The sequence below is a fragment of the Amycolatopsis sp. WGS_07 genome (genome assembly GCF_045278895.1).
Taxonomy (GTDB): domain Bacteria; phylum Actinomycetota; class Actinomycetes; order Mycobacteriales; family Pseudonocardiaceae; genus Amycolatopsis.
The window spans coordinates 4565001-4590046 of sequence record NZ_CP136053.1 but is presented as its reverse complement, the minus strand read 5'-3'; the positions used below and the strand labels follow the sequence as shown (position 1 = coordinate 4590046).

The following is a 25046-nucleotide window of genomic DNA, read 5'->3' as shown; positions in this document are numbered from 1 at the left end:
CCCAGACCTCACATGTGGGGAACGTTGTCGGGAATGTCGTAGAACGTCGGGTGCCGGTACACCTTGTCCCCGCTGGGCGCGAAGAACGGGTCCTTCTCGTCCGGCGACGACGCGGTGATGTCCGAGGCGCGAACGACCCAGATCGACACGCCTTCGTTGCGGCGCGTGTAGAGATCGCGCGCGTGGTGCAGCGCCATCTCGTCGTCCGCCGCGTGCAGCGAGCCCACGTGCACGTGGTTCAGGCCCCGCTTCCCGCGGACGAACACCTCATACAGCGGCCAGTCGTGCTTCATGCCGAAACCTCTTTCTTGGCCGCGTGCGCCGCAGCGGCCTCCCGAACCCAGGCACCTTCATCGTGCGCGCGCCGCCGATGCGCGATCCGGTCCGCGTTGCACGGACCGTTGCCCTTGAGCACGTTCTTGAACTCGTCCCAGTCGACCGCGCCGAAGTCGTAGTGCTCGCGGTCGGCGTTCCACTTCAGCTCCGGGTCCGGGAAGGTCACGCCGAGCGCCTCGGCCTGCGGCACGGACATGTCGACAAAGCGCTGCCGCAGCTCGTCGTTAGTGTGCCGCTTGATCTTCCACGCCATCGACTGCGCGGTGTTGGGCGAATCCGCGTCCGGCGGGCCGAACATCATCAGCGACGGCCACCACCAGCGGTTCACCGCCTCCTGCACCATGTCCCGCTGCTGCTGGGTGCCCTTCATCATGGTCATCAGCAGTTCGTAGCCCTGCCGCTGATGGAAGGACTCCTCCTTGCAGATCCGGATCATCGCCCGCGCGTAGGGCCCGTACGACGACCGGCACAGGGGCACCTGGTTGCAGATCGCCGCACCGTCTACCAGCCAGCCGATCACGCCGACGTCGGCGAAGGTCAGCGTCGGGTAGTTGAAGATCGACGAGTACTTCTGCCTGCCGGTGATGAGCTTGTCGGTGAGGTCCGCGCGGTCCGCGCCGAGCGTCGCCGCCGCCGAGTACAGGTACAGCCCGTGCCCGGCCTCGTCCTGCACCTTCGCGAGCAGGATCGCCTTGCGCCGCAACGAAGGCGCGCGCGTGATCCAGTTGCCTTCGGGCTGCATGCCGATGATCTCCGAATGCGCGTGCTGCGCGATCTGGCGGATCATCGTCTTGCGGTAGCCCTCGGGGATCCAGTCGCGCGGTTCGATGCGCTGGTCCCGTTCGATGGTGTGCTCGAACAGGGCTTCCAATTCAGGTTCGGCTACAGCGGTCACGGCTGCTCCTTCGAGACGAGAGTGAGCACGTCGTACTTCGCGACCGAGTCGCCGTCCTGGTTGGTGACGTCGGCGTCCCAGCGGACTTCGCCGTACTCCTGGTCGATCCGCGGCGTGATCTGCTTGGCCGTCAAGGTGACCGTCAGCGCGTCGTCCACCTTCACCGGCGTGAGGAAGCGCAGGTTCTCCAGGCCGTAGTTGGCCAGCACCGGCCCCGGCTCGGGCGACACGAACAGGCCCGCGGCGAACGACACGACGAGGTAGCCGTGCGCCACGATGCCGCCGAACAGCGGGTTTGCCGCCGCGGCCGCCTCGTCGGTGTGCGCGTAGAAGGTGTCCCCGGTGAACTCGGCGAAGTGGTCGATGTCGGCGCGCGTGACCGTGCGCGGACCGGCCACGACGGTGTCGCCAATGCTCAGCTCCGCCAGCGACTTCCGGAACGGATGCTCGCCCTCGACGCGCGGACCGCCCTCGACCCATCGGCCAGTGACGGCGCCGAGCACCTTCGGGCTGCCCTGGACGGCCGTGCGCTGCATGTGGTGCAGCACGCCGCGGATACCGCCCATTTCCTCGCCGCCGCCCGCGCGACCGGGTCCGCCGTGCACCAGCTGCGGCATCGGCGAACCGTGCCCGGTGGATTCCTTCGCGTCTTCGCTGTCGAGCACGAGCAGCCGGCCGTGGTACGGCGCGACGCCCAGCACGATCTCGCGGGCGAACACCGGATCGCCGGTCACGACCGACCCGGCCAGGCTGCCGCCGCCGCGCGCCGCGAACTCGATGACCTGCTTTACCGACGTGTACGGCATCAGCGTGGACACCGGGCCGAACGCCTCGACCTCGTGCGGTTCGGCCCGCTCCGGGTCCGCCTTCAGCAGGATCGGCGAGATGAACGCGCCGGTCGCCTCGTCGCCGTCCACGACGTCGACGTGCTCCGGGTCGCCGAAGACGATGCTGCCCGCGTCGAGCAGTGCCTTCAGCGAACGACGTACCTCTTCGCGCTGCTCCAGGCTGGCCAGCGCACCCATCCGGACGCCCTCGGCATTCGGGTTGCCGACGGTGACCTTGGCGAGCCGGGCGCTGACCGCTTCAGCGACGTCGTCCAGCATCTCGGCCGGGACGAACGCGCGGCGGATCGCGGTGCACTTCTGGCCCGCCTTCACCGTCATCTCGGTGGTCAGCTGCTTGACGAAGAGATCGAACTCCGGCGTGGACGGCCGGGCGTCCGGGGCGAGGATCGAGCAGTTCAGCGAGTCGGCCTCGGCGTTGAAGCGCACCGAGTTCCGCACGATCGCCGGGTGCGCGCGCAGCTTCTGCGCGGTGGACGCGGAACCGGTGAAGGACACCAGGTCCTGCGCGGTGACGTGGTCGAGCAGGTCGCCGACGCTGCCCGCCACGAACTGCACCGTGCCCTCGGGCAGGATGCCGGATTCGACGATCAGCTCCACGAGCCGCGCGGTCAGGTATGCGGTCTGGCTGGCCGGTTTGATCAGGCTCGGCACGCCGGCGAGGAACGCGGGCGCGAACTTCTCCAGCGGACCCCACACCGGGAAGTTGAAGGCGTTGATCTGGATTGCGACGCCCTGCAGCGGGGTCGCGATGTGCTGCGCGACGAACGTGCCCCCGCGGCTCAGCGGCTCGACAGCGCCCTCCACGTACACCGTGTCGTTCGGCAGCTCGCGCTTGCCCTTCGAGCCGTAGCTGAACAGAACGCCGATGCCGCCGTCGATGTCGAACTTCGAGTCGCCGAGCGTCGCACCCGTGCGTGCCGACAGCGCGTACAGCTCTTCGCGGTGCTCGCGCAGGTGCGAAGCGAGCGACTTGAGCAGCGCGGCCCGCTGGTGGAACGTCAGCTTCCGCAGCGCTGGACCGCCGACGCTGCGGCCGTAGTCGAGCGCGGCGGCGAAATCGATGCCCTCCGACGAAATCCGGGCGACTTCCTCCCCGGTCGCCGCGTCGTGCAGCGGGACGCCCTCGCCAGGCGCCGTGTGCCATCCCCCGGAGACGTAGCTGCGGAGCAGAACCATGCCGACCCTCTCGCCGAATTACCAACCGGACGTTCAGTAATTCGCAGGATAGCCGCTCGCCGCGCTGATCGGAACCCCCGCGTTGCTTGACACCGCCGGGGCGGCGGCCTTTACTGGGCTCCGGCCAGGATTACCGGCCGTTCGGTCAGTAAGTCACCATTCCGGAGGGCGAACTCGTGACCCGCAACGCCGCGCACGCCATGTTCGACGCCGACGAAGCGTCGCGCGCGCTCGGCATCGAACTCGTCGAAGCGGCCGACGGCCGCGCGGTGGCCTCGATGAAGGTCACCGAGACGATGGTCAACGGCCACGACATCGCCCACGGCGGTTACGTGTTCCTGCTCGCCGACACCACTTTCGCCCTCGCCTGCAACACACACGGGCCGGTCACCGTCGCCGCCGGCGCGGAGATCTCGTTCGTCGCCGCCGGAAAACTGGGCGACCACCTCGTCGCGACGGCCGCCGAGCGCACCCGCTACGGCCGCAACGGCATCTACGACGTCACGGTGCACCGGGAGACCCCCGACGGGCCCGAGGTCGTCGCCGAATTCCGCGGCCGCAGCCGCGTCATCGAGAAAACCCGGGAAACACAGTGACTGCAGACCTCGCCGAAAACGTCAGCGCCGACGAGCTGGCCTCGCTCCAGCTGGAACGGCTGCAGTGGACCCTGCGGCACGCGTACGAGAACGTCCCGCTGTACCGCAAGAAGTTCGCCGAGGCAGGCGTGCATCCGGACGACTGCCGCGAACTGGGCGACCTGGCGAAGTTCCCCTTCACCACCAAGGCCGACCTGCGCGACAGCTACCCGTTCGGCATGTTCGCCGTGCCGCAAGACCAGATCCGCCGGCTGCACGCCTCCAGCGGCACCACCGGGAAGCCGACCGTCGTCGGCTACACCGAGGACGACCTCGACACCTGGGCGACGGTGATGGCGCGCTCGATCCGCGCGGCGGGCGGGCGGCCCGGGCACAAGGTGCACGTGGCCTACGGATACGGCTTGTTCACTGGCGGGCTCGGTGCGCATTACGGCGCGGAGAAGCTCGGCTGCACGGTGATTCCGGCGTCCGGCGGGATGACTGCCCGGCAGGTCCAGCTGATCACGGACTTCCAGCCGGAGATCATCATGATCACGCCGTCGTACATGCTGACGCTGCTGGACGAGTTCGAGCGCCAGGGCGTGGATCCGCGCGCCAGCTCGCTGAAGGTGGGCATTTTCGGCGCGGAGCCGTGGACCGAGCAGATGCGCAGCGAGATCGAGGAACGGTTCGCGCTGGACGCGGTCGACATCTACGGCCTGTCCGAGGTGATGGGCCCCGGCGTCGCGCAGGAATGCGCGGAGACCAAGGACGGCCTGCACATCTGGGAGGACCACTTCTTCCCCGAGGTGATCGACCCGTTCACCGAACAGGTGCTGCCCGAGGGCGAGCGCGGGGAACTGCTGTTCACGTCACTGACCAAGCAGGCGCTGCCGATCATCCGCTACCGCACGCGCGACCTGACCCGCCTGCTGCCCGGCACCGCGCGCCCGGCCTTCCGCCGGATGGAAAAGGTGACCGGCCGCAGCGACGACCTCATCATCCTGCGCGGGGTCAACGTTTTCCCGACGCAGATCGAGGAAATCGTGCTGCGCACCGAGGGGCTGAGCCCGCACTTCCAACTGGTCCGCTCGACCCGCGGCCGCCTCGACCACCTGACCGTGCGCGTCGAAGCCCGCGCGGACACCACCGCCGAGGGCCGGTCTTCGGCGGCATCCGCGGTGGCCGCCGGGGTGAAGGACGGCGTCGGCGTGAGCGTTTCGGTGGAGGTCGTCGACCCGGACACGCTGGAGCGCTCGCTCGGCAAAATGCGCCGCGTGCTGGACGAACGCTCGTGACGACCCCCGCCCGCCGCGGCCGTCCCGGCTACGACCTGGAGTCGCTGCTCCAGGTCGCGGTCAAGCTGTTCAACGACCGCGGCTACGACGGGACCAGCATGGAGGACCTGTCGCGCAAGCTCGGCATCACGAAATCCGCGATCTACCACCACGTCCCGAGCAAGGAAGAACTCCTGCGGCTGGCGGTGGGCCGGGCACTGGACGGACTGTTCGAGGTCGCGGAATCAACCGAGGCACTGGACGGCCGCGCGATCGACCGTTTGGAGCATCTGGTGCGCGGAAGTGTGCTGGTGCTGGCGGATCGGCTGCCGTTCGTGACGCTGCTGCTTCGGGTGCGCGGCAATACGAAGGCCGAGCGGGCGGCGCTGGCGCGGCGGCGCGAGTTCGACCATCTGGTGACGGATCTGGTGAAGCAAGCCGAGGCCGAAGGGGACGTCCGGCCGGACATCGACCCGGCGATCGCGGCGCGGTTGCTGTTCGGCACGGTGAACTCGCTGATCGAGTGGTACCGGCCGCGGCGCGGGGCGTCCCCGGAGGAACTGGCGGACGCGGTGTGCAAGATGGCGTTCGACGGGTTGCGTGCCTGACCCGGTTTTGTGCTCCTGCTTGGCTTTTCTCGCTAGGCTGGCGGCATGGATCTGGGGGAGATCGGGCGGACTCTGGCGGAGCGGCTCCGCGACGCGGTCGGCGACCGTCAGTCGGGCGCGGTGCTGCAGATGACGTGGCACGGCCGGGGAACCCGGGGCGCGCATTGGCTGGACGAGGAGCCGCCGGACGACCCGTACCTGGACGTCAACACCTACGAAGTGTTCTCGGCCGACTTGCCGCACGGGGTGTACGAGACGCGGCTGCGCCGGGACGGCAGTTACCGCTTCTCGTTCAGCCCCGATGTCGACCTGCTGACCGAGCGCGCCCGGTTCGTCTTCGACCCGGACTTCCGTTACCCGGGGCATCCGTTGCCCGGCATGCCGCGACCAGCGGGCATCGAGCCGGCCGGAACGCCGACTGATCCGGCGGTATTGCGGGAAGTCGGCGCGCTCGTCGAAGAGTTCGCCGAGCGGTACACCGCGATCATGGGACACGCCCCCGACTGGGCGCCCGGAGCCGGCGAGGAGGAAATCGCCGCGGCCGAAGCTCAGATCGGGATTCGGCTGCCGGAAGACCTGCGCGCGCTTTTCCGCTTGATCGGCCGGGATTCCGGCGAAACCGGGCTGCTCAGCTACTACTCCCACGAGTCGCTGGAAAGGCTGATCGAGGAGTACTACTACGACCTGCCTGGCTCGTGCGCCGGAGTCTCCTACGACAGCCCCTTGGAGGACACCGGTCCGGTGTTCGCCGCCGACCCGCCAGGGCGGCTCAAGCGAGTGTTCCGCAACGACTGGTGGGTGACCTTCGGCGGCAACCACGGCGGCGAGTACCTCGCTGTCGACCTGGACCCGGATGTCGAGGGCTGGTCGGGGCAGGTGCTCGCGTACGGCGACTTTTCCGAAACACCGCGCCTGGTCGGCGCTTCGGTCACCGAGATGATCGAGGAGGTGCTGAAGGCCCTGCGTGCCGGCCGGTTCACCCGGCACGAAGGCGATCCCCGGATCGAGGTCCACGCTTCCTTCGCCGGTCTCCCGGTCCGAGACCCGCTCGAGCTCATCCGCGACGGCGCGGACCCGGTCGAGGCGATTGCCAGTGCCGAGCATCCGGAGCTGGTTCAGGCCTGCTATCTCCGCCACGACGGCGACCTCGACCTGACCGTGTTCGAACCGCTCCGCTCACTGCGCGATATCGGCGTGCGCGGCGCGAAAACCGTGACTCCTACCGCGACGAACCTGCCGCTCCTGGAATCCCTCACCATCGCCGCCGAACGAACCAACCTCGACGCGCTAGCCGGGCATCCGACGCTGTGGGACCTCACCCTCCGCGACCTCGCCCACCCCGTCGACCTCTCCCCCTGGCCACCCTCCCGAACCTCACCCGGCTCGCCATCGACGGCCTAAACATCCCCGCGATCGACCAGCTCGCTCACCTGCCAGCCCTGCGCGTGCTCACCCTCGACGCCAGCCAGCTCGCCCGCCTCCTGGCCTCCGGTCACCGCCTCCCCCGCCTGGCCGCGCTCACCATCACCGGCCGGGTCCTGCTGCCCGAAGCGGTCGGATTCCTCCGTCAGCTCCGCGACACCGACGTCCACTTCGAGGAATTCACCGGCTCCCTCAACGATCCTCCCGAGCCGGCGCGGGCATAGTCACCACAAACCCCGTACTCCGCCCCAGATCGTCCAGCAGCCACCCCATCCGCTTGACCGTGCGCAGGATCAGCGCCGAATCCACGACCGACAGCGGCGCCAGGTCCTGCTCCAGGTGCTCCTGCATCCGCATCGACTCCTCGATCGACCGCATCCACGTCGTCACCAAAAGGTTCGCCGGGCCGGGCAGGCTTGCCATCTGCCGCACGGTCGGGTTGGCGCGCAGGCGGTCCACGCAGGTCGACACGTGCGCCACGGGTACCTGGCACCACCAGTTCACGACGATCGGCGACGGCGTGAGGCCCTGCGCGATCTCGCAGCGGAACGTCAGTGCGTCAGCGCCCAGGAGGTGTCCGAGCTGGCGGCGCACGGTCGACACCGGACGTCCCGTGATCCGGGCCAAGTCCGCGGCGTTGCGTCGGCCGTCCTCGCCCAACGCAACGGTCAGCGGCGCGTAGGGCTCCTGCCACGGCTGCAGCTTGGCAACGCGCCCGCCGCCGATTGACGGCAGTTGAGACAGCGCCTGCACGCGGCGTCGGTCCAGCGCGCCCACTCGCCACGAGCTGCCTTCGACGTGCAGCCGCGATGCCAGGTGCGAGCGCGTGTTGAGCACGCCGGGCAGGCTGGGGATCGCGTCCAGCAGCAGGGTGGACAGTTCGCGCAGGCCGAGGCCGAAGACTGTCAGCACCAGGCTGTACTCGCGGGAAGCCTCCTCGATGCTGGCCACCGAAGGCCACGTGGACAGCTCCCGGATCAGCTCCCGCACCTGCCCGCTCGCGCAGCGGATTTCCACGTACGCGGCCTGCACCTGGTACAGCCCGGGCACGTGCGGATAGGCCGTCACCCAGGCCGCGCCTCCGTCGCGCAGCCGTTCCCAGCGACGTGCCAGCGTGACCGGGGACGAGTCGAGGGCGCTGGCCAGCTGCGTCCAGGACGCGCGCGGGCGCAGTTGCAGCGCGTGGATGAGCGAAAAGTCTTCCTCCTCCAGTGATTCGATCACTTTTTCTTCTCCAACTGGCCAGTCTGCGGGCGATTCCGACAACTCTAACTCGATATCGGCCGCTGGTTCGCACACTCGACGACCAAGACGCCCGTTCCCCGACGAAGAGGAGCCGAGCCGGTGGACCTCCACGAAGACGCCCGCAGCCAGCAGGACGACCTGGCCCAGTTGCGCCGCGACCTGCACCGCGAGCCGGAGATCGGTCTCGATCTGCCGCGCACTCAGGAACGGGTTCTGCGCGAACTCGACGGGCTCGGCCTGGAGGTCTCGACCGGGACCGGCACGACGTCGGTGACCGCGGTGCTCCGCGGCGAGGGCTCGAACCGGGATTCGGCGCAGCCGCGCACGGTCTTGTTGCGGGCGGACATGGACGCTCTCCCGGTGCAGGAGGCGACCGGGCTCGACTTCGCCGCCACCAACGGCGCGATGCACGCGTGCGGGCACGACCTGCACACCACGTCGCTGGTCGGCGCGGCTCGGCTGCTGCACACGCATCGCGACCGGCTCAACGGTGACGTCGTCCTGATGTTCCAGCCTGGCGAGGAAGGCTGGGACGGCGCAGGCGTAATGCTGAAAGAAGGCGTGCTCGACGCTGCGGGCCGACGCGTTGACGCCGCGTACGGGCTGCACGTCTTCTCGTCGATGCTGCCGACCGGACAGTTCGCCAGCCGTCCGGGGACGCTGATGTCCGCTTCGCACAAGCTGTTGGTGACGGTGCACGGCGAAGGCGGCCACGGGTCGATGCCGCATCGCGCCAAGGACCCGATCTCCGCTGCCGCCGCGATGATCACCTCGTTGCAGACGATGATCACGCGTCGGCTGGACATCTTCGACCCGGCTGTGCTCACCGTCGGCGTCATTCGCGGCGGCACGAAGCGCAACGTCATCCCCGCGACCGCCGAGTTCGAGGCGACCGTCCGCTGCTTCTCCGACGACACTGCGGCGCTGCTCGACACCGCCATTCGCGAGACCATCGACGGTGTCGCGCGGGCGAACGGTGTCACCGCTGAGGTCGTGTTCGAGAACGAATATCCCGTGACCGTCACGGATGTCGACGAAACCGCCTTCGGGGCCGAGGTTGTCCGTGAGTCGATCGGCGAGCAGTACTACACCGAACTGCCTAATCCGGTGGCCGGTTCCGAGGACTTCTCGCGCGTGCTCGCCGCGGTGCCGGGCACGTTCCTCGGCCTCGGCGCGCTGATGCCGGGCCTCGAGCCGCACACCGCGCCCAACAACCACAGCCCGTACGCCGATTTCGATCCGTCAGTGCTGTCCCGCGCCGCGACCGTGTACGCCGAACTCGCCGTCCGCCGTCTCGACCGTTTCGCCGAAGGAGCCCTGCGATGACTGCTGCCGTCCAAGACCGGCGCCGCACCCTCTTCGGGCTCGGTGCCGGCAACGCGATGGAATGGTTCGACTGGAACGTCTACGCGACGTTCGCGTCGTTCTTCGCCGCGCAGTTCTTCAATGCCCACAGCGCGGTTTCGGCGCTGCTGAGCACCCTGGCGGTGTTCGCGGTCGGGTTCGCCGCGCGGCCGATCGGCGGCTGGGTCTTCGGCTGGATCGCCGACCGCAAGGGCCGCCAGCTGGCGATGGCGCTGACCGTCGCGATCGCCGCCATCGGTAGCCTGGTCATCGGCCTTTCGCCTACGTACGGCCAAATCGGCGTGTGGGCGTCGGTGATCCTTGTGGTGGCGCGGCTGGCGCAGGGCCTCGCGCACGGCGGCGAGCTGCCCTCGGCGCAGACCTACATCGCCGAGGTCGCCCCGCCTGCCCGGCGCGGGCTGTGGTCGAGCCTGATCTACTTCTCCGGCACCTGCGGCGTGCTCATGGGCACCCTGCTGGGCGCGGTGCTTTCCGGTGTCCTGAGCCACGAGCAAATGCTCTCCTTCGGCTGGCGGATCCCCTTCATCCTCGGCGGCGTCTTCGGGCTCTACTCGCTCTACGTGCGGCTGCGCATGCGCGAGACCGAGGTGTTCCAGGCCGCGAAGAACAACGCTCCGAAGGAGAAAGGCCAGATCTGGCGGACGATCAAGAAGAACCCGAAGCTGCTCGCGCAGGTCATCGGGCTGACTGTCGGCGCGACGGTCATCTACTACATGTGGGCTGTCGCCGCGCCGTCGTACGCGATCACCGTGCGCGGCGTCCCGCCGACCGGGGCGCTGTGGGCGGGCGTGTTCGCGAACGTCGTCTTCCTCGTCGCCTTGCCGCTGTGGGGAATGCTGTCCGACCGCATCGGCCGCAAACCGGTCCTGTTCATCGCGATCGCGGGCCTGATCCTGCTGAGCTTCCCGCTGAACGCGATGGTCGGCCACGAGCCGTGGCAGCTGTTCGCGGCGATGTCGATCGCGCTGCTGTTCATGGCCGGGTTCTCCTCGGTCGGCCCGGCGGTCTACGCGGAGATCTTCCCGACCCGCATCCGCGCGGTGGGCGTCGGCGTGCCGTACTCGATCGCGGTCGCGGCCTTCGGCGGTACGGCCCCGTATCTGCAGACGCTGTTCGCCGGGAACGGGCATCCGTCGCTGTTCATCATCTACGGGATGGTGCTGATGGTGATCAGCGCGCTGGTGGTGTTCACGCTTCCGGAGACGCGGGGCGTGGACCTGCGGGAGAAGACCGAGACGGCGGACCGGGCGGTCACCGGCTAGTCCTTTGTGGACACCCACGGCGGCGGGCGAGGCTCAGCTGTCCGGCTGAGTCTCGCCCAGCTGCCACCACAACGCCTCCCGCAGCTGTTCGATCAGCGCCTCGTCGTCTTCCTCGCTCGGCTCGGCTCCCAGCGGGATCCAGCGCTCCGCCACCAGTTCGCCGCGGTCGTAGCTGCTGATCAGGATCCCGGGATACGACACGGTCAGCTCGTCCTCCGGGCACGCGGTCGCGCACGGCCGGTCGTCCATCCGGACGTGCCGGTAGTGCAACCGCACCCCGACCCATCGGCCGGGCGGCCGCGGCTCGTGGTCCGTGCCGTCCATCGCGCGCTCCCGCTCCCCCAGGCCCCCCGGTGAAGGGTCGCGGCCGGGGCGCCCGGAGTTACCTGCCGGTTGTTCCGGTTGGGTAACGGCATCCGGTGACAGCGGCTTCGCGCGGTTCGCGTCAAGTTGACAACGGCCTCGCCCGGCGGCGAGGCTGGCGCGGTGAGCAGCGGACCCCGGCGGCGGCTGGACCCCGAGCAGCGCAGGGCGGAGATCCTCGCCGCGGCCAGGCGGTGCTTCGGCGCGGGCAGCTACGCGTCGGTGTCCACTTCGGACATCGCGGCGGCGGCCGGGGTCGCCCGTCCGCTGATCAACCACTATTTCGGCGGCAAACGCGAGCTGTACCTCGAGGTGGTGCGGCAGATGACCATCGTGCCCGCCCCGGTGGTCGACGCGCTCCCGGACGGCCCGCCCCGGCTGCGGCTGGAGGTCGGCATCGACCGGTGGATCGACGTCGTGGAACGCAACCGGGACGCCTGGCTCACGGTGATCGACGCGGCGCACGACCCGGAGGTCGAGCGGATCCTGCGCGAGGCCGACGAGATCGCCGCCGACCGCGTGCTCGCCGCGGCCCTGCTCCCCGCGGACGGGCATCCGCAGCTGCGGGCGATGATCCGCGCGTACGGCGGGATGCTGCGCGCCGCGTCCCGGGAGTGGCTGGTCCGCGGCACGCTGGAGCGGGCCGAGCTGCGCGCGTTCCTGGTGGAATCGCTGGTGCAGCTGCTGGAAACCACCTACCCGGCCGTGCTGGCGCAGCAGACTTCCGGAGCGGAAAGCACCGGCTGAGCCTTTCCCCGGGCAAGCGCGGGCAGGATCGTCAGGACGGCGGCCGCCGCCATCGCGGCCCCGAGGACGATCGGCGCGCGCAGGCCGTACGGCGTGATCAGGCTGGCACCGACGGACGAGCCGAGCATGACCCCGAGCGTGATGAACGACGAGTGCACCGTGTTGACCAGCGGACTGGTGTTCCCGGCCCGCTGCACTCGCACCGCCATCGCCGGGTTCATCGTCACGCCGACCAGGCCCACCGCGAGCATGAACGCCAGCGCGGCCGCGGGTATGTCGGTGAACAGGGCGAAGCCGGCGAGGAACACGGCGTTGAGGATCGTGCCGGTCACCAGCGTCGACAGGGTGTGCCGGTCGGCGAGCCTGCCGACGACGCTGTTGCCGAGCACGGTGGCCGCGCCGTAGCCGAGCAGCAGCAACGGGACCGCGTCCGGCGAGAACCCGCTGACCTCGGTCAGGATCGGGGTGAAGAAGCTGAACGCGGAAAACGTCGCGCCGATGATCAGCGTGCTGGAGACGAGCGCGAGAAGCAGCCGCGGACGGCGGAAAACGCGAAAGTCCGCGGGTTCGCGGTGCTGGGTCTGCCCGGCGGTGCCGGGCACCTGGAAGCGGGTCAGCAGCGCGGCGAGCACGGTCAGCAGGGTGATTGTCCAGAACGCCGCCCGCCAGCCGAAATGCCCGCCCGCGAAGGTCGCCAGCGGCAGCCCGAGCAGGGTGCCGAGCATCAGGCCGTTCATCGCGACCCCGATCGCCCGCCCGCGCACGCGTTCCTCGACCAGTTGCCCGCACAGGGAAATCGCGATGCCGAAGAACGCCTGCGACGCAACGCCGCTGACGACGCGCGCGACCACCATCACCGAGTACGTCGTCGCGAGCGCGGCCAGCACATTGCCAGCCAGGAACACGGCGAAGACCGCCATCAGCGCGGTTTTCGGCCGGATGCGCAGCAGCGCCAGCGTCAGCACCGGGCCGCCGGCCGCCATCGCGACGGCGAACACGGTGATGAGGTAGCCGATCCGCGCGACGTCGACGCCGAGTCCGGCGGCGAGCTGCGGCATCAGCCCGGCGACGGCGAATTCGCTGGTGACCATGGCGAAGATGCCGGCGGCCAGCACATACACCGCGGACGGCACTTTGGGCGAGGACATGGAGACCCTTTCCTGTAACGATCGGTTCAAAACCAGGCCAGCATTAAGCCGGAAAGGAGGTGTTACGGACGAAGCGCCCGAGTGGTCGCCTGGACGACGTCGGCCAGCCGGGCCAGTGACGCGCCACCCTGCGCGGAGATCCGCAGCCCGGCGACGCTGGCGTTCACATACGCGGCAAGACCCTCCGCGGGCACCTCAGAAGTGACTTCGCCAGCGGCCTGACCTGCGCGTAACAGGTCAGTGAGCAACCGCAGCCGAGCATCGGTATCGCGAGCGACTTGCGCCAGGAACTCCGCGTTCTCCGCATCGCCCGCCAACTCGGCGACGGAATTGACGGCGAGGCATCCGCTCGGCGCGCCACTGCTCGACCGCTCGGCTTCCTCGATGATCACCTTCGTCAGGTAGGCATTGATACGCGCGACCGCGTCGCCCTTCTTCGCGATCACTTCGGCGGTGGCCTGCGCGGTGGCGTCGAGATAGCGGGCGAGGCATTCCGAGAACAACGCGCCCTTGCTGCCGAAGGTGTTGTACAAGCTGCTGCGGCCCAGACCGGTTGCCTGGCATAGTTCTTCGGCACTGGTCGCGTGAAAGCCTCGCCGCCAGAACAGATCAGTGGCGGCGGTGAGCACTTGCTCGCGATCGAAGGTGCGCGGTCGAGCCATGCGGGCAGCTTACGGCATAGTGTAACGGAGTGTCCATAACGGCTAGCGATGCCGCCTGGCGTACGCGGCGGGCGTCGTGCCGGTCCAGCGTTTGAAGGCGTAGATGAAGCTTGAGGCTTCCGCGTAACCGAGGCGCAGCGCGACATCGTCGACGGACAGCACGCCGGTGTCGAGCATTTCCTCGGCGAGCGTCTGGCGGACCTCGTCCAGCAGCTGGCGGTAGCCGGTGCCCGCCTCGGTCAGCCGGCGGCGCAGCGTCCGCGTGCTGAAGGTGAGCTGGCGGGCGATCTCGTCCATCCCGGCATCAGCGCCGCCGAGCCGCACCAGCCGTTCGCGCACCAGCTGCGGGATGCCCGAACGCGTGCGGCGACGGGCGACCAGCGCGTCGCACTGCGCGGCGCACAACGCGACGGTCTGCTCATTCGCTTGCGGCAACGGAAGGTTCAGCAGCTCGGGATCGAGGGTGACCCGATGCTCGGCCGCGCCGAACACCGGGGCGACGCCGAAGGCCGTCCGGTATGCGTCCACAAAGGACGACGAGGGGAAGCGGAACTCCAGCCGCTCCAGGGAGATCTCCGGGAGGAGGTCTCGCATGACGGTGCAGATCGCGGACAGGTCGCGCAGCGCGAGGAACCGGGCGACGTCGCCGGGCACCCGGGAGTCGTCCAGCACCAGGCGGAGCCCGGCAGCGTCCAGTTCGACGTGCGGAATGCAGAAGGTGAAGGACAAATCCAAGTAGCGCAACGCGAACACCATCGCGTCGCGCATCGTCGGGCTGCTGATGCAGGCGAAGCCGAAGATCCCAAAGGTCGCCACGCGGTACCGGCAGCCGAGGCTGAGCGCGACGTCGTCGGTCGAGCCGACCGTCGACACCAGCGCGCGCACGACCGCCAGCTCCTGCCGCGCGTCGAGCTGCCGGTCCGGCGCGCGCAGTTCCTCGACCGCGACCCCGGGCAGCGCGACGCCGCGTTCCTCGGCGAAACGATGCATGAGCAGCACACTCGCCGTGCCGCGCGGGTAGTCCCAGTCGCGGATGGCGGGTGCGGCTAGCTCGGCCATGGCCGGAATTATGGGTCAACCGGCCGCTCGCGCGCCGATCGAGGGCCAAAACTGTCCGGGGTGCTCGTTAAGCTCCCGCTGTGCACCTTTCCCACCGTGTCCTCAACCGCGCGACCCTCGACCGGCAGCTGCTCCTCAAGCCCGCCAAGCTGCCGGTGCTCGACGCCGTCACGCACCTCGCCGGGCTGCAGGCGCAAGCGCCGTTCCCGCCGTATTACGCGTTGTGGTGCCGGTTGGCGGGCTTTCAGCCGGAGGACCTCGCGAGCCTGCTGCTCGACCGCAGCGTGGTGCGGATGGTGCTGATGCGCGGGACCGTGCACCTCGTCCCCGCCGCCGACGCGCTGGCCTGGCGGCCGCTGGTGCAGATCGTCATGGACCGCGCCCTGACCGCCGCCAACCAGCACCGGGATCCGCTGGCCAAACTCGATCACGACGCGGTGGCGAAGACGACCAGCGAGCTGCTGCGCGAGCGCCCGTATTCGAGCGACCAGCTCGGCAAAGCACTGGTCGAGCACTATCCGGAGACGCCGGCCGCGTCGCTGATGTTCCTGGTCCGCGCCATCCTGCCGCTCGTCCAGATCCCGCCGCGCGGCGTGTGGGGCAAGGCCGGGCAGCCGACGTACCAGGTCGCGGACCACTGGCTCGACGGCGTCGCCGCGCCCGAACCGTCGGCGGCCGGGCTGATCCGCCGCTATCTCGCCGCGTTCGGCCCGGCGACAGTGGCGGACATGCAGACCTGGGCCGGCGTCACGAAGCTCGGCGAGGTGGTCGAGGGGATGGATCTGCGCACCTATCTCGATCCCGACGGCCGCACGCTGTACGACCTGCCCGAAGCGACGCTGCCCGACGAGGACACGCCCGCGCCGCCCCGGCTGCTGGGCCCGTTCGACCAGACCTTGCTGTCCTACGCCGACCGCACCCGGATGATCAGCGACGAGCACCGCAAACGCGTGATCACGATCAACGGCCTGGTCAAGGGCACTCTGCTGGTGGACGGCCGGGTGCGCGGAAGCTGGGAGACGACGGCCAAGCGGGAGTCGGCGACGCTCACCCTCACGCCGTTCGAACGGCTGACGAAGCGCGACACCGCCGCGTTGGAGAGCGCCGGGCGGAAGCTGCTCGCGTGGGCCGAGCCCGGCAAGACGCACGAGGTCCGGCTCATGAGCGAGTAACCGCTTCCGCTGGCCGAAACTCTCGATCGAGTGGCCGTTCGTGCCCTTCCGCGGGCCGGGGGTCCCTGCGTAGCTTCGGGCTATGGACGACACCCCCTCGGTGCTGGTAGTGGGCACCGGATTCGGCGGAATCGGCACCGCGATCGAGCTGAAGCGCGCCGGTTTCCCGAACGTCACGATCCTGGAGCGGGCGACCGAGCCGGGCGGTGTGTGGCGCGAGAACACCTACCCGGGCGCGGCCTGCGACATCCCGTCGCCGCTGTACTCGTTCTCCTTCGAGCCCAACCCGGACTGGCCGAAGCGGTACGCGATGCAGCCGGACATCCACGCCTACCTCAAGCGCGTGATCGCGAAGTACGGCATCGAACCGCACATCCGCTACGGCCGCGAGGTCACGTCCGCGACCTACGAAGACGGCCGCTGGCGGATCGAAACCGCACAGGGCGAAACCTTCGAGGCAGACGTCTTCGTGCCCGCCGTCGGGCAATTGTCGCGACCGGCTTGGCCGTCGATCCCCGGCCGCGAGACCTTCGCCGGCCCGGCTTTCCACTCCGCTGAGTGGAACCACGAAATCCCCTTGGCGGGCAAGCGGATCGCGGTGATCGGGACCGGCGCGAGCGCGATCCAGTTCGTGCCGGAGATCCGCAGGGAAGCCGCGCACGTCACGGTCTTCCAGCGCACGCCGCCGTACATCATGGCCAAGAACGACGGCCGCTACACCGACTGGCAGAAGCGGCTTTTCCGCCGTCTGCCGAAGACGCAGCTGTTCGGCCGCGCCCGGATCTTCCTGCTCGCCGAGTACGCGACCTACGGCATGACGCGGCATCCGGTGCTGACCAAGATCTTCGAACTGCGCACCGCCCAGCTGCGCCGCCGTCATCTCAAAGACCGGGCGCTGCGCCGCCGGGTGACGCCGGATTATCCGTTGGGCTGCAAGCGGATCTTGTTCACCAACGACTATCTTCCCGCGCTCGCGCAGCCGAACGTGACCGTCGAATCGGCCTCGATCGAGAAGATCACCCCGCGTGGCGTGCGCACCGCGGACGGCGTGGAGCACGAGGTGGACGTGCTGATCTACGGCACCGGTTTCAAGGCGACGGAATTCCTCGGCCCGATGAAGGTGTTCGGGCGCGACGGCCGGTCGCTGGACGAGGCGTGGCGCGGCGGCGCGCGGGCGTATCTCGGCATGACAGTGCCGGGATTTCCGAACATGTTCTGCGTCTACGGCCCCAACACGAATCTCGGAGCCGGTTCGATCATCTACATGATCGAGCGGCAGGCCCGCTACCTCCGCCAGGCCGTCGAGCACCTCGCGCGGCCGGACGTGGCGTCGCTGGAGGTGCGGGCCGAGGTCGAGGAGCGCTACGACCGCGAGGTGCAAGCGCGGCTCTCGCACAGCGTCTGGAGCGGGTGCACCAGCTGGTACCGGCAGGAAAACGGCCGGGTGAGCACCAACTGGCCCGGGCTGGTCACTGAGTACGACCGCCGGACCAGGGCACTCGACCCGGCCGACTACCTGGTGCGTTCGATCAGGGCAGGTTCTTCAGCCCCGCGCTGACCGTGTTGGCGAAGCCGTATCCGTTCGACGCGTCCCAGTTGATCGACCAGGTCATCGCGCCGCGGAACTCCGGATACGTCGCCGGCGGCTTGAACGAAGCGCAGCCGGTGCCCTTGGCCATGCAGTTCATCGCCGACACGACGTTCGACGGCGACTGGTACCCGCCGCCCGCCGCCGAGCCCGAGGACGGCAGCCCGAACGCGACCTGGTCGGCCCGCAGGCCGCCCTGCAGCTGGATGCACGAGAGCGCGGTGAGGAAGTCGACCGTGCCCTGGGAGTAGACGTTCCCGTTGCAGCCGTTCATCGCGCCCGAGTTGTAGTACTGCATGTTGACGACGGTGAGGATGTCCTTGACGTTCAGCGCCAGCTGGAAGTAGCCGCCCTGGGTGGACTGCATGTCGATCGTCTGCGGCGCCATGGTGATCACCGAACCGCCGCCGGCGTGGATGCTGCGCAGCGCCTGGCCCATGTAGGTGGCGTTGATGCCGTTCTCCAGGTCGATGTCGACGCCGTCGAAACCGTAGGTGGAGATCAGCTTCTTCACCGAGGTGGCGAAGTTGTTCGCCGAGGAGCTGTCGCCGACGCTGATCGTGCCCTTCTCGCCGCCGACCGAGATGATCACCTTCTGGCCGCGCGCCTGCACGGTCTTGACGTCCTCGCGGAACTGCGCGTCGGTGTAGCCGCCGAGCTTCGCCGACAGCGCCGGGTCGAGCGTGAAGTTCACCGCGCCGGGCGTGGTGGTGGCGTCGGCGAAGGCGATCGCGATGACGTTGTACGTGGTGGGCACGTCAGCCAGCTTCAGCGTCTTCGCGCCGTTGTCGAAGTTCTGCCAGTAGCCGGTGAGGATGTGCTTCGGCAGGTCTCCGCTGTGCGGCGGCGTGCTGGTCGTCGTGGTCGTGGTGGGGGTGGTCGGCGTCGTGGGCGTGGTCGGGGTGGTGGGGTTCGTCGACGACGTGGGCGGGGTGCCCGGGCCGTCGAGGTTCACGTCGTCGGCGAGGTAGGCCGGCTGGCCGTACCAGCCGTGCAGGTACACCGTGAGGCTCGTGGACGAGCCGGTGGTGAAGCTCAGGCTGAGCTGCTGCCAGCCGGTCGCGCTGGGCGTCCAGGTGTTCTGCGTGGCGGAGCCGGAGACGCCGAGGTACACGTAGCTGCCCTGCACCCACGCGGACAGCTTGTACGCGGTGTTGGGCTGCACAGTGACCTGCTGCGAGCACTGCCCGGTGTCGGAGCCCGAGGGCGCCGCGCTCAGCGAGTGGCTGCCGTCGTGCGCTTGGGTCGAGACGACCGACGAGGTGCCGGTGCAGGTCCAGCCCGACAGCGAGCCGGTCTCGAAGCCGGGATTGGCGAGGATGTTCGCGGCCGACGCGCTGCCGGTGCCGAGGGCGAGCGTGACGCCGAGCGCGAGCGCGACCGACGCCAGCAGGGACACCAGGGCAGGCAGCCGCCGGGTGGACGGGTGTGGGGACACGGGCAGACCTCCGCACGACAGTGAGCCAGGTCACCTCAAAATGGACTAGACCAATACGGATGTCAAGGAACTTCCGGAGGTGCTTCGGCGGGCCATGCGCGCCGCGCCGGGCGGGCAGCGGCACAATGCAGGCTCGGAGCAACCCGAGACGAAGCAGGAGCCTGGTTTTGAGCGTGCAGTCGGTCGAGCAGCGGATCGCCGAAGAGCTGGGGGTGCGCGAGGGGCAGGTCAAGGCCGCCGTCACCCTCCTCGACGAGGGGTCCACGGTGCCGTTCATCGCCCGGTACCGCAAGGAAGTCACCGGAGAGCTGGACGACGCGCAGCTGCGCACGCTCGAGGAGCGGCTGCGCTACCTGCGCGAACTGGACGAGCGCCGCGGCGCGGTCCTGGAGTCCATCCGGAGCCAGGGCAAGCTGGACGAGGCGCTCGAGGCGCAGATCCTCGCCGCGGACACGAAGTCGCGGCTGGAGGACATCTACCTGCCGTACAAGCCGAAGCGGCGGACCAAGGCGCAGATCGCCCGCGAGGCCGGTCTGGAGCCGCTGGCCGACGGCCTGCTGAGCGACCCGTCGACCGACCCGCAGGCGGCCGCCGCGGTGTTCGTCGACGCGGACAAGGGCGTCGCGGACGCGCAGGCCGCCCTCGACGGGGCGCGCGCCATCCTGGTCGAGCGCTTCGCCGAGGACGCCGACCTGATCGGCGAGCTGCGCGAGAAGATGTGGGCCGAGGGCCACCTGTCGTCGAAGGTCCGCGCGGGCAAGGAGACCGACGGGGCCAAGTTCTCCGACTACTTCGACTTCTCCGAGCCCTACACCAAGCTCCCCTCGCACCGGATCCTCGCGATGCTCCGCGGCGAGAAGGAGGAGATCCTCGACCTCACGATGGAGCCTTCCGAGCCGGTCGCCGAGGACGCCCCGCCGCGCGTCGGGCCGACCGAGTACGAGCAGCGCATCGCCGCCCGGTTCGGGATCAGCCAGCAGGACCGCCCGGCGGACAAGTGGCTCGGCGACACCGTGCGCTGGGCCTGGCGCACGAAGATCCTCCTGCACCTGGGCATCGACCTGCGGATGCGGCTGCGCCAGTCGGCCGAGGACGACGCCGTGCGCGTGTTCGCGGCGAACCTGCGCGACCTGCTGCTGGCCGCCCCGGCGGGCACCCGCGCGACGATGGGCCTCGACCCCGGCTTCCGCACCGGCGTGAAGGTGGCCGTGGTCGACGCGACCGGCAAGGTCGTCGACACCCACGTGATCTACCCGCACCAGCCGGCCAACAAATGGGACCAGTCGATCGCGGAGCTGGCCGTGCTGGCCGGGAAGCACAACGTCGACCTGATCTCGATCGGCAACGGCACCGCCTCGCGCGAGACCGACAAGCTGGCGATCGAGCTGATCAAGAAGCACCCGGAGCTGAAGCTCACGAAGGCGGTCGTGTCCGAGGCGGGCGCGTCGGTGTACTCGGCGTCGGCGTTCGCGTCGCAGGAGCTGCCGGGCATGGACGTCTCGCTGCGCGGCGCGGTCTCGATCGCGCGCCGGCTGCAGGACCCGCTGGCCGAGCTGGTGAAGATCGACCCGAAGTCGATCGGCGTCGGCCAGTACCAGCACGACCTGTCCGAGGTGTCGCTGTCGCGTTCGCTGGACGCGGTGGTCGAGGACTGCGTGAACGCGGTCGGCGTGGACGTGAACACCGCGTCCGCCCCGCTGCTGACCCGGGTTTCGGGCATCACGACGTCGCTCGCGGAGAACATCGTGGCGCACCGCGACAGCAACGGCCCGTTCCGCTCGCGGACCGCGCTCAAGGACGTCGCGCGGCTCGGCCCGAAGGCGTTCGAGCAGTGCGCGGGCTTCCTGCGCATCCCGGACGGCGACGACCCGCTCGACGCGTCCTCGGTGCACCCGGAGGCCTATCCGGTCGTGCGGCGGATCCTCGACCGCACCGGCACCGGCATCCGCGAGCTGATCGGCAACGCCCGCACCCTGCAGGCGCTGAAGCCCGCCGAGTTCGTCGACGACACCTTCGGGCTCCCGACCGTCACCGACATCCTGTCCGAGCTGGAGAAGCCGGGCCGCGACCCGCGTCCGGCGTTCAAGACCGCGACCTTCGCCGAGGGCGTCGAGAAGATCGCCGACCTCAAGCCGGGCATGCGGCTGGAGGGCGTGGTGACGAACGTGGCGGCGTTCGGCGCGTTCATCGACGTCGGCGTGCACCAGGACGGTCTCGCGCACGTTTCGGCGCTGTCGAAGAACTTCGTGAAGGACCCGCGCGACGTCGTGAAGCCGGGCGACATCGTCAAGGTGAAGGTGCTGGACGTCGACGTGCCGCGCAAGCGGATCTCGCTGACCCTGCGCCTGGACGACGAGCCCGGCGCGGGCAATAACCGCGGCGGTGGCGGCGGACGGGAGCGCGGCCAGGGCGGTGGCGGCGGCGGTCAGCGCCGGAACCAGCCGCAGCAGCGCGGCGGCGGCCGAGACCGTCGCGACTCCGGAGGCGGCGGCGCGATGGCGGACGCGCTGCGGCGCGCCGGATTCGGCAAGTAGCACAGACGGAAACGGCCTCCCAGACACTCTGGGAGGCCGTTTCCGTTGCCTGGCTCAGGGATTCATCTCGTAAGCGCCGGAAAGCTCCCGCACCCTCGCCCACACGCGGGCGAACCGTTCGTCGTCCACCACCGGCTTCCGCAGCCCGGCCAGTGCCAGCTCCTGCTGCTTCTCCGTGGAGCTGGACTTGCCGTGCAGATCGACCGCGGCGACGCTGAAGTCCTGCACCAGCACCGCGAACAGCTGGTCGACCACGTCGTCCGGCACGCCGGTCAGCTCGGCCTGCTCCAGGATCAGCTGGCCGTACACGACGAGCGTGAACAGTTCGGTCAGCGCGAGCCCGAAGTCCAGGTCCTTCTGCTGCGCCTCGTCCGGCGTCGCCTCGGAAAGCAGCCGCACCAGCACGCCCGCCTGTTCGGTGAACCGGGCGACGTTCGGCAGGTGCTTCGCGTTCTCGTAGGCCGGTTTCCAGTCGTGGAACCGGATCTTGGACAGCCCGCGCGCCGGGCCCTGGCGGAACAGGAAGTCGTCGTCCGAGGCGTCGTCGCGGGTCGGCACCGCCGGGTACTCCTGCGGCGCGAACAGGTACGCGGGCATGAACTTCGCGATCAGCGCGAGGTTCACCGCGACCGTGCCCTCCAGCTTCGGCAGGCCGTCGATGTCGTTCTTGGCCATCGCGAGGTAGGTGTCGGCCTCGAACCCCTTGGCCGCCACGACATCCGCGACCAGCCCGATCACCTTCTGCGCCTCGGTGGTCACCTTCATCTTGGTGATCGGGTTGTACAGCAGGTAGCGGCGGTCCTGCTGGTTCGCCGAGCGGAAGTAGTCGATCGCGCGGTCGGAGAACAGCTTCATCCCGGTCAGCCGCGCGTACGCCTCGACGAATTCGCGGCGCACGTGCGGGAAATCGGTGACCGGGTTGCCGTACAGGATCCGGTTGTGCGCGTGCGTGATCGCCTCGTACAGCGAATGCGTGGCCATCCCGATGCCGCCGAAGCACAGGTTGAACTTGCCGATGTTGACCGTGTTCAGCGCGGCGCTGAAGGCTTCCGGTCCGGTGTGGAGGATGTCCTCGGCGCGCACCGGGTAGTCCTCGAGCCGGAACTCCGCGACGTACATCTGCGACGGCACGATGTTCTTCACGACGTGGTAGTTCGGGTGCTCGGAATCGGCGTAGAAGAACACGTACTGCTCAGGTCCTTCGACGCCGTCGATCCGGCCGAACACCGAAACCGTGCGCGCGCAGTTCCCGTTGCCGATGTAGTACTTCGACCCGTTCGCGCGGTAGCCGCCTTCGCCGTCCGGGGTGAGCACGAGGTCGGACGAGTAGATGTCCGCGCCGTGCTCCTTTTCGGACAGTCCGAACGCGCCGACGCCGCCCTCGGCCAATGCTTCCGCGGCACGTTTGCGAGCGGTCGCGTTTCCGCTCTGCCACACCGGACCGAGGCCGAGAACGGTCACTTGAAATGGGTACCAATAATTGAGCCCATAGAAGCCGAGAATTTCCGCTAATGCGGCGATCCGGCTGGTGTCCCAGCGCTTCTCCGGGTCACCCGCCGAATCCGCCGCCGGGGTGAGGAAGGTGGCGAAAAGGCCTTCCTTGCCCGCGAACTCCAGGAAGTCGGCGTAGAACTCCCGGTCGTGATAGGCCTCCGCGAGACGGCGCTTGCCGCGCGATTCGAACCAGTCGATCGTCGCCCGCAGCAGCCGCTGGGTCTCCGGGTCGAACTTCCGGGCGTCGTAGTCCCGGGGGTTCAGCAGCGCTGTCGCCGTATCGCTCATCGCATCTCCAGGTCAGCTGATATTACTGCCCGGTAACTTTAGCGCGGTCCGGCCGCCGAACTCCACCGCGTCCACCCGGCCGTGGCGGTCGCGCCGGAAACGCGCGCTCGGCCTGCGGGTGTCCGAGGCCCGGGCGAGCACGTCCTCGGCGACGAAGGCGACCTCGAACGGCGGGGCCGAGAGGATGTCCGGCTGATCGGTGTCGAGGATCGTCTGCGCCCAGAGCGAGCCGTCCCGTTCGGTGACCTCGAAGACGAGCGAGCCGGTCCGATACCGTCCAGGGCAGTCGCCCGGGTCGATCGCCCTGGTCGGACGACCGCCCTGTTTCGGCAGGTCAGCCAGGTTCTCCAGGCACCAGTCGACCACCCGCGGGCCGAGCGCTCCGCCGCCCGCGCTGTTCGCGAGCACGGTGACCGCGAGGTTCTGGCTCGGCACCATCACGAACTCCGAGAGCTGCAGGTTGCTGACGTTCCCGCCGTGCCGCACCAGCTGTGTGTCGCCGTGCCGGAGCCGCAGCCAGGACAGCCCCACCTCCTCGAACGGCAGCGCGCCCTCGCGTTGCGCGTCGTGCATCAGGCGGCGGGTCTCGTCGCTCAGCACCTCCGCGCCGGTCAGCTGGAAGCGGGCCCACTTCAGCTGGTCCCGGGCGGTCGACCAGAGGCCGCCGGCTGGCGCGTCCGCGCGGGCGAGGCCGACGGTGTGCGCGACCGCCGGGCCGTCCTCGCGCAGCGCGTGCCCGACCGCGTGCCGCCGGGTCAGCACTTCCCAGGGCTGGTAGTACGAGTCCGTCATGCCGAGCGGCTCCAGCAGCCGAGTCCGGACCAGGTCCTCGTAGCTGCCGCCGGATACCGCTTCGGCGACACGTCCGGCCAGCAGGAATCCGGCGTTGCAGTAGGAGAACACCTCGCCGACCGGGAACACCTGCGGCAGCTCGTCGAACCGCTGCACCGCGCGGGCGAGCGCGTCGTCGCCCCAGCCGGTGTCGACCTCGACGTCGCCCAGGAAGCCCGGCGAGTGGGTGAGGAGGTGGCGCAGCGTCACCGTCTTGGTCGCGACTGGATCGGCCAGCCGCAGGCCCGGGAGGTATTCGGCCACCGGCCGGTCCAGGTCGAGCACGCCGTCCTCGACCAGCGCGAGCACCGCGGCCGTGGCGAACGTCTTGCTGGTGGAGCCGATCATGAACAGCGTGTCGTCGTCCACCGGCGCCTGGATGTCCACACTGGACACTCCAGCGGTCAGCAGGGTTTCCTTGCCCTCGTGGAAAATCCCGACCGAGACGCCGGGCACCGCGGCCTCTCGCGCCCATTCGCCCAGCAGGTTCCGGAGTTCGTCCGCGCTCATGCGGCCAGCCTCGCACCCGGCGCCGCGCGGGCGATGGTGGAAACGAACGAACATCGCGCATCCGCTTCGTCGGTTCGCGCGTGGCGGCCTGCGGGCGATATCACGTAGCCCACCGGATCTTGGGGCGGTATAGTCGACGATGCGGTCCGCTCAGTTCTGCCTCGGGCCGCGTTTCACTGTTGTCGACGACCACGCGCCGCAGC

General features: G+C 69.3%; 22 protein-coding genes. 10 read left to right on the top strand and 12 right to left on the bottom strand.

What is annotated here, in order from left to right; all coding sequences use genetic code 11:
* Nucleotides 1-8: 8 nt before the first annotated feature.
* The 3 genes from paaB to paaZ are packed head-to-tail and all read right to left on the bottom strand — an operon-like array spanning nucleotide 9 to nucleotide 3255.
* Nucleotides 9-293, bottom strand: coding sequence for a 1,2-phenylacetyl-CoA epoxidase subunit PaaB (gene paaB, locus RPX00_RS21735; protein ID WP_009073848.1), 285 nt, complete (start codon nucleotides 291-293; stop codon nucleotides 9-11).
* Entirely contained in the window at nucleotides 290-1231 is a 942-nt protein-coding gene (gene paaA / locus RPX00_RS21730) for a 1,2-phenylacetyl-CoA epoxidase subunit PaaA (protein WP_406641928.1), read from the bottom strand. Before paaA ends, paaB begins: the two co-directional genes overlap by 4 nt.
* Nucleotides 1228-3255, bottom strand: a complete 2028-nt coding sequence (gene paaZ, locus RPX00_RS21725; protein WP_406641926.1) for a phenylacetic acid degradation bifunctional protein PaaZ — start codon at nucleotides 3253-3255, stop codon at nucleotides 1228-1230. The genes paaA and paaZ overlap by 4 nt, the downstream gene beginning before the upstream one ends.
* A 200-nt stretch (nucleotides 3256-3455) precedes the next feature.
* On the opposite strand from paaZ, the gene paaI reads away from it, so the two are divergent.
* The 4 genes from paaI to RPX00_RS21705 are packed head-to-tail and all read left to right on the top strand — an operon-like array spanning nucleotide 3456 to nucleotide 7116.
* Nucleotides 3456-3851, top strand: coding sequence for a hydroxyphenylacetyl-CoA thioesterase PaaI (gene paaI, locus RPX00_RS21720; RefSeq protein WP_406643039.1), 396 nt, complete (start codon nucleotides 3456-3458; stop codon nucleotides 3849-3851).
* The gene (gene paaK, locus RPX00_RS21715; RefSeq protein WP_406641924.1) at nucleotides 3848-5128 is read left to right on the top strand and encodes a phenylacetate--CoA ligase PaaK; all 1281 of its coding nucleotides are present in this window, start codon (nucleotides 3848-3850) and stop codon (nucleotides 5126-5128) included. Before paaI ends, paaK begins: the two co-directional genes overlap by 4 nt.
* Nucleotides 5125-5715 (top strand): TetR/AcrR family transcriptional regulator, encoded by a 591-nt coding sequence (locus RPX00_RS21710; RefSeq protein ID WP_378310392.1) that lies wholly within the window; start codon nucleotides 5125-5127, stop codon nucleotides 5713-5715. The genes paaK and RPX00_RS21710 overlap by 4 nt, the downstream gene beginning before the upstream one ends.
* 45 nt (nucleotides 5716-5760) lie before the next feature.
* A complete protein-coding gene (locus RPX00_RS21705) occupies nucleotides 5761-7116 on the top strand; it encodes an SMI1/KNR4 family protein (RefSeq protein ID WP_406641922.1) in 1356 nt (451 codons plus the stop codon).
* On the opposite strand, the gene RPX00_RS21700 is transcribed toward RPX00_RS21705, so the two are convergent.
* Together RPX00_RS21700 and RPX00_RS21695 are read right to left on the bottom strand one after the other, a co-directional pair.
* The gene (locus RPX00_RS21700) at nucleotides 7113-7307 is read right to left on the bottom strand and encodes a hypothetical protein (RefSeq protein WP_406641919.1); all 195 of its coding nucleotides are present in this window, start codon (nucleotides 7305-7307) and stop codon (nucleotides 7113-7115) included. The two genes, RPX00_RS21705 and RPX00_RS21700, sit on opposite strands and share 4 nt — an antisense overlap.
* Before the next feature lie 22 nt (nucleotides 7308-7329).
* On the bottom strand, nucleotides 7330-8361 hold the full coding sequence (locus tag RPX00_RS21695; protein ID WP_406641918.1) for an AsnC family transcriptional regulator: 1032 nt from the start codon (nucleotides 8359-8361) through the stop codon (nucleotides 7330-7332).
* A 120-nt stretch (nucleotides 8362-8481) separates the two neighbouring features.
* Between RPX00_RS21695 and RPX00_RS21690 the strand changes: the two genes are divergently transcribed.
* Both RPX00_RS21690 and RPX00_RS21685 read left to right on the top strand, forming a co-directional pair.
* A complete protein-coding gene (locus RPX00_RS21690; protein ID WP_406641916.1) occupies nucleotides 8482-9708 on the top strand; it encodes a M20 family metallopeptidase in 1227 nt (408 codons plus the stop codon).
* Nucleotides 9705-11009: an MFS transporter gene (locus RPX00_RS21685; RefSeq protein WP_406641914.1), complete on the top strand. Its 1305-nt coding sequence runs from the start codon at nucleotides 9705-9707 to the stop codon at nucleotides 11007-11009. The genes RPX00_RS21690 and RPX00_RS21685 overlap by 4 nt, the downstream gene beginning before the upstream one ends.
* 33 nt (nucleotides 11010-11042) lie before the next feature.
* Here RPX00_RS21685 and RPX00_RS21680 read toward each other — a convergent pair whose 3' ends face one another.
* Entirely contained in the window at nucleotides 11043-11333 is a 291-nt protein-coding gene (locus RPX00_RS21680) for a hypothetical protein (RefSeq protein ID WP_406641912.1), read from the bottom strand.
* 162 nt (nucleotides 11334-11495) lie between these two features.
* On the opposite strand from RPX00_RS21680, the gene RPX00_RS21675 reads away from it, so the two are divergent.
* On the top strand, nucleotides 11496-12119 hold the full coding sequence (locus RPX00_RS21675; RefSeq protein WP_406641910.1) for a TetR/AcrR family transcriptional regulator: 624 nt from the start codon (nucleotides 11496-11498) through the stop codon (nucleotides 12117-12119).
* Here the strand turns inward: RPX00_RS21675 and RPX00_RS21670 are convergent.
* From RPX00_RS21670 to RPX00_RS21660, 3 genes are all read right to left on the bottom strand, one after another.
* Nucleotides 12068-13267: an MFS transporter gene (locus RPX00_RS21670; protein ID WP_406641908.1), complete on the bottom strand. Its 1200-nt coding sequence runs from the start codon at nucleotides 13265-13267 to the stop codon at nucleotides 12068-12070. The two genes, RPX00_RS21675 and RPX00_RS21670, sit on opposite strands and share 52 nt — an antisense overlap.
* A 62-nt stretch (nucleotides 13268-13329) precedes the next feature.
* Nucleotides 13330-13929, bottom strand: coding sequence for a TetR/AcrR family transcriptional regulator (locus RPX00_RS21665; RefSeq protein ID WP_406641906.1), 600 nt, complete (start codon nucleotides 13927-13929; stop codon nucleotides 13330-13332).
* A 42-nt stretch (nucleotides 13930-13971) separates the two neighbouring features.
* Entirely contained in the window at nucleotides 13972-14988 is a 1017-nt protein-coding gene (locus tag RPX00_RS21660) for an AraC family transcriptional regulator (RefSeq protein ID WP_406641904.1), read from the bottom strand.
* An 80-nt stretch (nucleotides 14989-15068) separates the two neighbouring features.
* On the opposite strand from RPX00_RS21660, the gene RPX00_RS21655 reads away from it, so the two are divergent.
* Nucleotides 15069-16160, top strand: coding sequence for a winged helix DNA-binding domain-containing protein (locus RPX00_RS21655; protein ID WP_406641903.1), 1092 nt, complete (start codon nucleotides 15069-15071; stop codon nucleotides 16158-16160).
* Nucleotides 16161-16242: 82 nt separating this feature from the next.
* Complete coding sequence (locus RPX00_RS21650) at nucleotides 16243-17718, top strand: flavin-containing monooxygenase (RefSeq protein ID WP_406641901.1); 1476 nt, start codon at nucleotides 16243-16245, stop codon at nucleotides 17716-17718.
* On the opposite strand, the gene RPX00_RS21645 is transcribed toward RPX00_RS21650, so the two are convergent.
* Nucleotides 17690-19186 carry a chitinase gene (locus RPX00_RS21645; RefSeq protein WP_406641899.1) on the bottom strand — a complete coding sequence of 499 codons (1497 nt, stop codon included), beginning with the start codon at nucleotides 19184-19186 and terminating at the stop codon, nucleotides 17690-17692. The two genes, RPX00_RS21650 and RPX00_RS21645, sit on opposite strands and share 29 nt — an antisense overlap.
* Nucleotides 19187-19311: 125 nt before the next feature.
* Here RPX00_RS21645 and RPX00_RS21640 point away from each other — a divergent pair, with 125 nt between their 5' ends.
* A complete protein-coding gene (locus RPX00_RS21640) occupies nucleotides 19312-21720 on the top strand; it encodes a Tex family protein (RefSeq protein ID WP_406641897.1) in 2409 nt (802 codons plus the stop codon).
* A gap of 54 nt (nucleotides 21721-21774) precedes the next feature.
* Here the strand turns inward: RPX00_RS21640 and RPX00_RS21635 are convergent, their stop codons facing one another.
* Both RPX00_RS21635 and RPX00_RS21630 read right to left on the bottom strand, forming a co-directional pair.
* Nucleotides 21775-23502 carry an acyl-CoA dehydrogenase gene (locus tag RPX00_RS21635; RefSeq protein WP_406641895.1) on the bottom strand — a complete coding sequence of 576 codons (1728 nt, stop codon included), beginning with the start codon at nucleotides 23500-23502 and terminating at the stop codon, nucleotides 21775-21777.
* Nucleotides 23503-23514: 12 nt separating this feature from the next.
* A complete protein-coding gene (locus tag RPX00_RS21630) occupies nucleotides 23515-24843 on the bottom strand; it encodes a serine hydrolase domain-containing protein (RefSeq protein ID WP_406641892.1) in 1329 nt (442 codons plus the stop codon).
* Nucleotides 24844-25046: the final 203 nt, after the last annotated feature.

Excerpts from the sequence above, each read along its gene's own strand:
- RPX00_RS21630 (WP_406641892.1), bottom strand. The coding sequence starts at position 24,843 with ATGAGCGCGGACGAACTCCGGAACCTGCTGGGCGAATGGGCGCGAGAG.
- RPX00_RS21650 (WP_406641901.1), top strand. The coding sequence starts at position 16,243 with ATGGACGACACCCCCTCGGTGCTGGTAGTGGGCACCGGATTCGGCGGA.
- RPX00_RS21635 (WP_406641895.1), bottom strand. The coding sequence starts at position 23,502 with ATGAGCGATACGGCGACAGCGCTGCTGAACCCCCGGGACTACGACGCC.
- paaB (WP_009073848.1), bottom strand. The coding sequence starts at position 293 with ATGAAGCACGACTGGCCGCTGTATGAGGTGTTCGTCCGCGGGAAGCGG.
- RPX00_RS21660 (WP_406641904.1), bottom strand. The coding sequence starts at position 14,988 with ATGGCCGAGCTAGCCGCACCCGCCATCCGCGACTGGGACTACCCGCGC.
- RPX00_RS21705 (WP_406641922.1), top strand. The coding sequence starts at position 5,761 with ATGGATCTGGGGGAGATCGGGCGGACTCTGGCGGAGCGGCTCCGCGAC.
- RPX00_RS21685 (WP_406641914.1), top strand. The coding sequence starts at position 9,705 with ATGACTGCTGCCGTCCAAGACCGGCGCCGCACCCTCTTCGGGCTCGGT.
- RPX00_RS21640 (WP_406641897.1), top strand. The coding sequence starts at position 19,312 with ATGCAGGCTCGGAGCAACCCGAGACGAAGCAGGAGCCTGGTTTTGAGC.
- paaZ (WP_406641926.1), bottom strand. The coding sequence starts at position 3,255 with ATGGTTCTGCTCCGCAGCTACGTCTCCGGGGGATGGCACACGGCGCCT.
- RPX00_RS21665 (WP_406641906.1), bottom strand. The coding sequence starts at position 13,929 with ATGGCTCGACCGCGCACCTTCGATCGCGAGCAAGTGCTCACCGCCGCC.
- RPX00_RS21680 (WP_406641912.1), bottom strand. The coding sequence starts at position 11,333 with ATGGACGGCACGGACCACGAGCCGCGGCCGCCCGGCCGATGGGTCGGG.
- RPX00_RS21670 (WP_406641908.1), bottom strand. The coding sequence starts at position 13,267 with ATGTCCTCGCCCAAAGTGCCGTCCGCGGTGTATGTGCTGGCCGCCGGC.
- paaI (WP_406643039.1), top strand. The coding sequence starts at position 3,456 with ATGTTCGACGCCGACGAAGCGTCGCGCGCGCTCGGCATCGAACTCGTC.